General features: G+C 67.3%; 8 protein-coding genes. 3 read left to right on the top strand and 5 right to left on the bottom strand.

Annotated elements, in window-relative coordinates:
* Positions 1 to 309 precede the first annotated feature (309 nt).
* The 3 genes from prpE (at position 310) to SSKA14_RS20460 (ending at position 4,017) form a co-directional block, all read left to right on the top strand.
* Positions 310 to 2,190 (top strand): propionate--CoA ligase, encoded by a 1,881-nt coding sequence (gene prpE, locus SSKA14_RS20470; protein WP_008267527.1) that lies wholly within the window; start codon positions 310 to 312, stop codon positions 2,188 to 2,190.
* 221 nt (positions 2,191 to 2,411) lie between these two features.
* Positions 2,412 to 2,915: a hypothetical protein gene (locus SSKA14_RS20465; RefSeq protein ID WP_008266328.1), complete on the top strand. Its 504-nt coding sequence runs from the start codon at positions 2,412 to 2,414 to the stop codon at positions 2,913 to 2,915.
* 46 nt (positions 2,916 to 2,961) lie between these two features.
* On the top strand, positions 2,962 to 4,017 hold the full coding sequence (locus SSKA14_RS20460) for a suppressor of fused domain protein (RefSeq protein ID WP_008266111.1): 1,056 nt from the start codon (positions 2,962 to 2,964) through the stop codon (positions 4,015 to 4,017).
* A gap of 66 nt (positions 4,018 to 4,083) precedes the next feature.
* Here SSKA14_RS20460 and SSKA14_RS20455 read toward each other — a convergent pair whose 3' ends face one another.
* The 5 genes from SSKA14_RS20455 to SSKA14_RS20435 all read right to left on the bottom strand — a co-directional run bounded on the left by SSKA14_RS20455 (position 4,084) and on the right by SSKA14_RS20435 (position 9,600).
* Positions 4,084 to 4,695, bottom strand: a complete 612-nt coding sequence (locus SSKA14_RS20455) for a glutathione S-transferase N-terminal domain-containing protein (protein WP_008265997.1) — start codon at positions 4,693 to 4,695, stop codon at positions 4,084 to 4,086.
* A gap of 84 nt (positions 4,696 to 4,779) precedes the next feature.
* Positions 4,780 to 5,238 (bottom strand): cell wall hydrolase, encoded by a 459-nt coding sequence (locus SSKA14_RS20450; RefSeq protein WP_004154513.1) that lies wholly within the window; start codon positions 5,236 to 5,238, stop codon positions 4,780 to 4,782.
* A gap of 296 nt (positions 5,239 to 5,534) precedes the next feature.
* Positions 5,535 to 7,565 carry an NADPH-dependent 2,4-dienoyl-CoA reductase gene (locus SSKA14_RS20445; RefSeq protein ID WP_008265455.1) on the bottom strand — a complete coding sequence of 677 codons (2,031 nt, stop codon included), beginning with the start codon at positions 7,563 to 7,565 and terminating at the stop codon, positions 5,535 to 5,537.
* 266 nt (positions 7,566 to 7,831) lie between these two features.
* Positions 7,832 to 8,470 (bottom strand): membrane protein, encoded by a 639-nt coding sequence (locus tag SSKA14_RS20440; RefSeq protein ID WP_008267813.1) that lies wholly within the window; start codon positions 8,468 to 8,470, stop codon positions 7,832 to 7,834.
* A 110-nt stretch (positions 8,471 to 8,580) separates the two neighbouring features.
* On the bottom strand, positions 8,581 to 9,600 hold the full coding sequence (locus tag SSKA14_RS20435; RefSeq protein WP_008264691.1) for a zinc-binding alcohol dehydrogenase family protein: 1,020 nt from the start codon (positions 9,598 to 9,600) through the stop codon (positions 8,581 to 8,583).
* Between the last annotated feature and the right edge of the window lie 11 nt (positions 9,601 to 9,611).

Genomic DNA, 9,611 nt, shown 5'->3' with positions numbered 1-9,611 from the left:
CCCACCAGAGCAGAGCGCCGTTCCGACAGATCGCGAAAGACTGTCGAAGGCGGGGTGGGTCCGGTTGCGGGAGTATCCGCGGCATGGATGCCGCGGCCAAGCCCCCAGGGAAGGGTTTACGGCGTCTCCTGCAACCGGACCCACCCCGCCATCCCCCAGTAACCCAGCTTTTGACGTTGACGTTGATTCTGCGGGTGCAGGGCTGCAAGCCCTGCAGGACAAAACCCCACCCCCTACCAAGGTAGGGCGGCCCGCGCGGCAGCGCCGGACTATCCTCGAAGCCATGACTTTGTCTGGGAGGGCTGCGTCATGAACTACGAGGAAACCTACCGTCGCTCGATCGACGAGCCGGAGGCCTTCTGGGGCGAAGAAGCCAAGCGCATCCATTGGCACAAACCGCCGCAGCAGGTACTCGACTACAGCAACCCGCCGTTCCGGCGCTGGTTCGTCGGCGGCGAAACCAATCTCTGCTACAACGCCGTCGATCGCCACCTGGCCGAGCGCGCCGACCAGCTTGCGCTGGTGGCCATTTCCACCGAAACCAACAGCACCCGCGAGATCACCTATCACCAGCTGTATCGCGAGGTGAATGACTTTGCTGCCGTGCTCAGGCACCTCGGCGTCGGTCATGGTGACCGCGTGGTGATCTACATGCCGAACATGGCCGAAGCCGTGTTCGCGATGCTCGCCTGCGCGCGCATCGGTGCAGTGCACTCGGTGGTGTTCGGCGGCTTTGCCGCGCACAACCTGGCGCTGCGCATCGATGATGCGAAACCGAAACTGCTGATTGCCGCCGATGCCGGCATGCGCGGCGGCAAGCTGATTCCGTACAAGGCGATGGTCGATGCTGCCTGTGCAGAGGCGAGCACACCGCCACCGCACGTGCTGATTGTGTCGCGCGGGCTGGATGCCGCCGAACCGCGGGTACCGGGCCGCGATGTGGAGTACGCCACCCTGCGCGCGCAGATCGGCGAGGTTGACGTGCCGGTGCAGTGGCTGGAGGCGAGCGAGCCGAGCTATCTGCTGTACACCTCCGGCACCACCGGCAAGCCGAAAGGCGTGCAGCGCGACGTGGGTGGTTACGCGGTGGCGATGGCACAGTCGATGGAGACCGTGTTCGACTGCAAGCCGGGCCAGGTGATGTTCTCCACCTCCGATGTCGGTTGGGCGGTGGGCCATTCCTACAACGTGTACGGCCCGCTGATCGGCGGCTGCACCTCGCTGTTGTACGAAGGATTGCCGACCAACCCAGACCCGGGCATCTGGTGGGCGCTGTGCGAGCAGTACAACGTGCGCACGATGTTCTCCTCGCCCACCGCCATCCGCGTGCTGAAGAAGCACGATGCAGACTTCATCCATCGCCACGATCTGCGCGCATTGAAGTACCTGTTCCTGGCCGGCGAGCCGCTGGACGAGCCGACTGCGCACTGGATCAGCGACGCACTGGGCAAGCCGATCATCGACAACTACTGGCAGACCGAAACCGGCTGGCCGGCGTTGACCCTGCTGCCGGGCCTGGAGATGAAGCCGGTGCGCTTCGGCTCGCCGGGCTTCCCCAATCTCGGCTACCGCATGAAGGTGATCGACGAGAACACCGGCGAGGAAGTGGCACCTGGGCAGAAAGGCGTGCTGGTGATGACCCCGCCATTGCCGCCAGGCTGCATGAGCACGGTGTGGAACGACGACGGTCGTTTCCTGCAGAGCTACTTCAGCCACTTCAAGGAGCTGCTTTACAGCTCGCTGGACTGGGCGATCCGCGATGACGATGGTTACACCTTCATCCTCGGGCGCACCGACGATGTGATCAACGTTGCCGGGCATCGCTTGGGCACGCGCGAGATCGAAGAGGCCATCTCCAGTCATCCACGCGTGGCCGAGGCGGCCGTGATCGGGGTCAAGGATGAACTGAAGGGGCAGGTGCCGCTGGTGTTCGTCACCCTCAAGCAGGGGCTCGATGGCGAGGATCCGGCGCCAGTGGTGGCCGAGATGATGGCGACGGTGACCACTTCGCTGGGCGCGGTGGCGCGGCCGGCGCACGTGCATGTGGTCAACGCATTGCCCAAGACCCGCTCCGGCAAGCTGCTGCGGCGCTCGTTGCAGGCGCTGGCCGAGCAGCGCGATCCGGGTGACCTGTCGACGCTGGACGACCCCGGTGCGCTGGAGGAGATCCGCCGGGCGCTGGGACGCTGACCGGGTAGTGCTGGCCGCTGGCCGGCAACCTCGGCATGCAGGATTGCCGGTCAGCGGCCGGCACTCCCCAAGCGTGCCAGGACTTGCGCTAAGCTCGCCCTGTCATCGGTCTGCAACAGAGCCTGCGCTTCGGGGAAGCTGCGCAGGCTTCGACGGTGGCAACCAGGGGGCGTGCCCGGCACGGGCGCGCTGGCATTGCGCATCGAGGATTGGGGGGATGCATGGCATTGCTGCACGCCAAGACGGCCGCTGGCCGTCAGGAAATCGAAGACCGCGGCCGGCGCTTGCCGGCGGCACTGCGTTCGATTCTGTTGATGGTCGATGGCCATCGCGATGACAACGAACTGCGTGGCTTGTTCGAAGGCCTGCGCGCACCGCCGGATGCACTGGAAAAACTGGTCGCGCAGGGCCTGATCGAAGCCATCGGTGGCAGTGCTGACGCAGCGCCGACGCGTGCGATCAGCACCGGCCGCGAACAGGACCCGGCGTTGTACCAGCAGCTGTACGACGCAATGAGTGAAGCAGTGCGTCGGCATCTGGGCCTGAAGGGCTACTTCATCCAGTTGAAGATCGAACGCTGCACCGATGCGCTGGCGCTGGAACGCCTGTGCCCGGAACTGCTGGCCGCAGTGGGCAAGGCGCGCAGCCCGGCGCTGGCACAGCGCTGGTGGCAGGAAACCCAGGCGGCTTTGGTGAATGGTGGCAATGAGGTCGTGCAGGCCTGAACCACCGCGTAAAGTGACCGGTTCACTTCCCCACAAGGAGTCCCGCGTGCAGGACGACCACGACGACACCGACACCCCGGGCTGGGATGCGATCAACGCCGCGCTGGCGCCGTTGTACGCAGGCCAGGAACCGCGTCATTACGGCACTGCGCTGCCGTATACGCTGGGTGGGCAGGATCCGCTGGATGGCATCAGTGTGTACTGGGCGGATGCGCCGGTGCCGCACTGGCACTACATCACCTATGGCTTTTCCGAGTTGTACGCCAAGGAGAGCAGCGATGCCGACGCCAGCGGCTACGGGTTCGAGCTCACCTTCCGCCTGGCGACCGTAGACGGTGAGAGCGCAGGCAGCACGCCGCCGGCGTGGCCGATGAACCTGCTGCAGAACCTGGCGCGCTATGTGTTCGGCAGCGGCAACGTGTTCGAGGATGGCCACCACCTCAATGCCAACGGCCCGATCGCGCTGGAGACCGGCACCCGCCTGTGCCACCTGGCCTTCATTGCCGATCCGCAGTTGCCGGCACGTGATACCACCAACGGCCACCTGCAGTTCCTGCAGCTGGTCGGCTTGACCGATGAAGAGATGGAGGCGGTCAAGCGCTGGTCCACGCGCGGCGTGCTGCAGGCGCTGCAGCCGGCGATGCCGCTTTGGATCAGTGACCTGCAACGCGGCAATCTGCTGGACGATCCGGCGCTGGCCGCGCAGGTGCAGGCCGGCAGCGCGCGCGAGGGCTCCAGCACCGGCATGCTGTTCATCGAAACCCTTGATTGGCGGCAGGAGGCCGGCATCACCACCCTGGTGCTGGGCGCCGGCCAGGTCGACAGCGTGTGCGAACTGCTGCCGCTGCGCCTGCGCCATGGCAAATCGCTGGAACTGGTAAGCCGCGAACGGCAGTGGGAGTTCATTGCCGCCGGGGGCGGTGAAGCCAGCGAAGTGTCTGCCGACAGCGCGCGGTGGGCGCTGGATGCGGCGGGAGTTCAGGCGTTGGCGAGCGTGCGCGCCGAACGCGGGATCTATCCGCTGACAGGCGTGCTGCGCATTGAAGTGGTGCCGACCTATCTGCGCGACGCCAAGGGTGAGGTGATCCGCCAGATCGGCTGAGATCCCGTTCCCCTCGAGTCAGTTCGGAGCCGCTCGCATCGCGAGCGGCTCCACCCTCATGCAGGGTCAGGCCAGGCCCTCGGCCTTCAGTGCGGCCTGCACGCCGGCGTCGGCGTCCATGCGCGCCTTGTAGGCGGCCAGGTTGTCCAGGCCGGACAGATCGACCTTGGTGCCAGCGGCCCAGCGCAGGGTGATGTAGAAGTACGGATCGGCGTAACTGCGGAAACCGGCCAGCCACGGCTTGTCGGCCAGCTGCCTGTCAGCGGTCTCGAACAGGCCACGCAGGCGCTTGTGCGCAGCGGCGCGGATGGCGTCGAACTGGCTTTCGTCGGCGATGAACTTGCCCGGTGCGAACAGTGGCGAGAAGGCCGGATGCACGTCCGAATTGACGAAGGCCAGCCAGCGGGTGGCTTCGGCGCGCTGGCGCGGGCTGCCGTCACCGCCGAGGCCGGCCTGCGGGTAGCTGTCGGCGATATAGCCCATGATGGCGGCGTTCTGCAGCAGCACGAAGTCGCCGTCGACCAGCGCGGGTACCGCACCGGCCGGATTGATCTTGAGGAATTCCGGACCCTTCAGGGTGTCCTTGTTCAGCAGTTCAACCTCGAACGGCTGGCCGGTCCACTGCAGGGCGATGTGGTCGGCGGTGGAACAGGCACCGGGCTTGCTGTACAGCTTCATGGGAACTCCAGGTGATGCGGGCGGGAAGCCCCCACTATCCCAGAGCGTGCCGGCGGGCGGCAACGCTGCCGCCAGCACGGATCGTTACGACTGCCGTGGCTTGAGGTTCTGCACCTTATAGAAGGTGTGATCGCCGATGGTGGCCACCTGGTAGGCATTGCGCCAGTTCGGGCTGGCGATCGACAGTGCGGCGAAGTGGCTGGCACCCGGCACGATCTCGCGGCGCTCGCCGGCCGGCAGCGCCCAGTTGCGCTCGGCGTCGAAGGCGACGTTCATCGCCTCGCTCCACGCGGCGTCATTGCCCAGCTGGGTGCCGGGGGAGACGATGGTCGGCGCGAACTGCTTGCGTGCGGTGACCACCTGGCACATCGAGTCACCCCACAGGCCACTGTCGAGGCGGCGCAGGGCAACCTCGGCGACGGCCTGCTGGCCGCGCAGGGTCTGGTCGCGGGCTTCCAGGTACACGGTGGTGCTCAAACACAATGAATCAGCGGCCGGCTGCGGCAACAACTGAGACAGCCAGAGAATCCAGGCCAGTTTCATATAACTCCTTGCTCCGTATGGGCCGCACCTCTCGGTTCCCGCAGCGGGGGCTGCGGGCCGGGGTACGACTTGGCGTCATGGGGAGGCGGCCATCGGGGCCGCCCCGTGGGCGGCCCCAAAAGAAACGATCAGTACCGATCGAGGGGGCCGCGCCGGCTCACCGGAAACTGGCTGGTGAGCGGAAAGATGGCGCAAGGTAGGGGGGTATAGCCGAACGCATCATGAACCGTCCGGCTTGACATTCAGGTTCGGCCGGGGTGACGGAAATCACATTCCGCCCCCCATTCAGGCGCGCATCAAAGCGCGGCGGCGACCCGGCTGCCCTGGTCGATGGCCCGCTTCGCGTCCAGTTCGGCGGCCACGTCGGCGCCGCCAATCAGCTGTGCGCTGATGCCGGCGGCCTGCAGTTCGGCCTGCAGTGCGCGGTTCGGTTCCTGCCCGGCGCAGATCACGACATGATCGACTGGCAGCAGCTGCTCGCTGCCTTCGACGCGGATGTGCAGGCCCTCGTCGTCCACGCCGAGGTACTCGACTCCACCCAGCATGCGTACGCCCTTGGCCTTCAACGTGGCGCGGTGGATCCAGCCGGTGGTCTTGCCCAGCCGCGCCCCCGGTTTGCCGGCGCTCCGCTGCAACAGCCAGAGGCGACGTGGCGACGCTTCCACCTGTGGCGTGGCCAGTGCGCCGCGGGCCTCGAAGGTGGCATCCACGCCCCATTCGGCCATCCAGTGCTGCGGGTCCAGCGATGGCGACTGGCCGGCATGGCTGAGGAACTCGCCGACGTCGAAGCCAATGCCACCGGCACCGATGATCGCTGCATTGGCGCCGACCTCGACCCGGCCCAGCAGCACGTCCAGGTAGCTGACCACCTTGGCGTGGTCGGCACCGGGGAAATCGACCCGGCGCGGGGTGATGCCGGTCGCCAGCACCACCTCGTCGAAGCCGGCCAGCTGCGCGGCGTCGGCACGGGTGCCCAGGCGCAGCTGCACGCCGGTTTCGGCCAGTTTGTATCGGAAGTAGCGCAGGGTCTCGTAGAACTCTTCCTTGCCCGGAATTCGCTTGGCCACGTTGAACTGGCCGCCGATCTCCTCATGGGCATCGAACAGGGTGACCTGATGGCCGCGCTCGGCGGCGACGGTGGCACAGGCCAGCCCGGCCGGGCCGGCACCGACCACGGCCACCTTCTTCGGCGTGGTGGTCGGGCGGTAGACCAGCTCGGTCTCGTGGGCTGCACGCGGGTTGACCAGGCAACTGGCCAGCTTGTTCTCGAACACGTGATCCAGGCAGGCCTGGTTGCAGGCGATGCAGGTGTTGATTGCCTCGGCACGGCCGGCGCGGGCCTTGTTGGCCCATTGCGGGTCGGCCAGCAGCGGGCGCGCCAGCGACACCATGTCGGCGCCGCCATCGGCCAGGATGCGTTCGGCAACGTCGGGCATGTTGATGCGGTTGGTGGCGACCAGCGGCAGCGTCACGTGCGGCTTGAGCTTGGCGGTGACGCCGGCAAAGGCCGCACGCGGCACGGAAGTGGCAATGGTTGGAATGCGCGCTTCATGCCAGCCGATGCCGGAATTGATGATCGTCGCGCCTGCGGCCTCGATGGCCTGTGCCTGCTGCACGATCTCCTGCCAGTTGCTGCCGTCCTCGACCAGGTCCACCAGCGACAGGCGGTAGATGATGATGAAGTCCGGACCGCAGGTTTCACGGATGCGGCGCACGATCTCCACCGCGAAGCGCATGCGCTGGCTGGCGTCGCCGCCCCATTGGTCGCTGCGCGTGTTGGTGCGCGGCGCGATGAACTCGTTGATGAGGTAGCCCTCCGAGCCCATCACTTCCACGCCGTCGTAGCCGGCCTCGCGGGCCAGCTTCGCGCTGCGCGCGTAGTCGGCGATATGCCGTTCGACGCCACTGGCCGACAGCGCGCGCGGCGTGAACGGGTTGATCGGTGCCTTCAGCTTCGACGGCGCCACCGACAACGGGTGGTAGGCATAACGGCCGGCGTGCAGCAGCTGCAGGCAGATCTTCGCGCCGTGCTGGTGGGCAGCGGCGGTGAGCTGCCGGTGCGGGTGCACCTCCCAGGGCCAGGACAGCTTGCCGCCGAACGGCTTCAGCCAGCCGACCACGTTCGGTGCGAAGCCTCCGGTGACGATCAGGCCGACGCCGCCTTCGGCGCGTTCGGCGAAGTAGGCCGCCAGCCGCGGGAAGTCGCGCGCGCGATCCTCCAGGCCGGTGTGCATCGAACCCATCAGTACGCGGTTGCGCAGCTGGGTGAAGCCCAGGTCCAGCGGGGCGAACAGGTGGGGATAGGCGCTTTCGTTGGCTGGCGACATGATCGATACGCTTGCGTACGGAAGCGCGCAGCGTGCCGTGAAACGGCGGCCGGGGCAAGGGTTGCTTCGCCGGGTAGTGCCGACCGCTGTCTGATGGTCTGGTAGTGCCGGCCGCTGGCCGGGTACGCTCGGCACATGCGTGCTGTCGCTCCCGCAATTCGCTGCGCGAACCGCGGGCCCCACTTACCGGCCTCCACGCCCCCGCGCCTGCGGCGCTGCCCCCGAACTCCGGGGGCGGTAGTGCCGGCCGCTGGCCGGCATCCTGATCAGCTCAGGGCGATTGCGGTTGCCGGCCAGCGGCCCGGCACGACCGGCGACGGCCGGCCAATGCCGAACCAGCCCAGCGTCACTCCGCACAGCGGGCCGATCAGCAGCGCAAAGGCCAGGGTGCCGAGGCCGACGTTGCCGCCCAGCCACCAGCCCAGCAACAACACGCTGCCCTCGATCAGGCTGCGCACCTTCCAGATCGGCCAGCCGGTGCGGACATGCAGGCCGGTCATCAGGCCATCGCGTGGGCCCGGGCCCAGCTTGGCGCCGATGTACAGGCCGGTGGCCAGCGCGACCAGCAGCATGCCGGCGCAGAACATCGCCAGCTGCCAGCCGAGGCCGACGGCGGGCGGCAGCAGCCACAGCCCGAACTGCGCGGACGGGCCGATCAGCAGCACATTGAGCACCGTGCCGACGCCCGGCTTCTGCCGCAGCGGCCACCACAGCAGCAGCACCAGAGCACCGATCACGTTGGTGGCGAGGCCGAACGAAAGCGGAGTCTGTGCGGCGATGCCCTGTGACAGCACGTCCCACGGGGCGACTCCGATCGCGGCACGGATCATCAATGAGGCGCCGAAGCCGTACAGGAACAGGCCGACGATCAGTTGCAGCAGGCGCAGGGGCAGGGCGGAGGGCATGACAGGGCTCGGGGAGGAGGATCTGTCTCCACCGTAAGCTCGATTCAGGCGATTCCATAGATACAGATGGCGGCCAATCCGACCGCACAGGTTGATTGGCCGCGCCTGCCTCAGTCGTCCCAGCCTGCCAGCGCCAGCTTGCCCACCGTGCGCCCGCTGGCCAGGCGTTGATGCGCGCTGTCCAGGTTGGCTGCATTTATCCTGCCCAGCGTTTCGCTGAGGGTGCCGCGCAGCTGGCCGGCGTCGATCATGCTGGCCGCACGGCTGAGAATCCGGTGCTGTTCGATGCGGTCGGCGGTGGCGAAGCGCGCGCGCGCGAACATGAACTCCCAGTGGATGCCGATGCACTTGGCCTTGTAGGGATCGCCGATGCGCAGCGCGCCGCGCGGTTCGACGATCAGGCCGACATGGCCCTGCGGTGCCAGCAGCTGGCCCAGCTCATCCCAGTAGTGGTCGGTGTCGGCCAGGTTGAGCGCGACCTGTACCGCATCGATGCCCAACGCCTGCAGTTGCGGGAGCAGCGCATGCCGGTGGTCGATCACATGCTGGGCGCCCATCTGCCGGCACCAGTCAACCGAGGCTTCACGGGACGCTGTGGCGATCACCTCGAATCCGGCGTGGCGGGCCAGCTGGATCGCCATCGAGCCGACGCCGCCTGCGCCGCCGATCACCAGCAGGTGCTGGCCGGCATGACGGCGGTCATCCAACTGCAATGGCATGCGCTGGAACAGCAGCTCCCAGGCGGTGAGCGTGGTCAGTGGCAGAGCGGCGGCTTCGGCGAAATCCAGCGTGGTCGGTTTGCGTGCGACCAGGCGTTCATCCACCCACTGGTACTGGGCGTTGCAGCCCGGGCGAGTGACATCGCCGGCGTAGTAGACCTCGTCTCCGGAGGCGAACAGGCTGGCCTCGTCACCGATCGCCTCGACCACGCCCGAGGCATCCCAGCCGAGTACGCGGGGTGTTTCCAGCGTGGCCGGATCGGTGGCAGCGCGCTGCTTGCCGTCGACAGGGTTGACCGAGACCGCTTCGACCCGGACCAGCAGATCGCGGCCACGCGGAGGCAGCGGTGGCGGCAGGCGGATATCGCACAGGGCAGGGGCGGATTCACGACTCAGGGCGACGGCTTTCATCTCGGCTCCAG

It is taken from the genome of Stenotrophomonas sp. SKA14, assembly GCF_000158575.1.
GTDB lineage: Bacteria > Pseudomonadota > Gammaproteobacteria > Xanthomonadales > Xanthomonadaceae > Stenotrophomonas > Stenotrophomonas forensis.
Note: the sequence above shows the minus strand (reverse complement) of the source record. Positions and strands in the feature narration are given on the sequence as shown.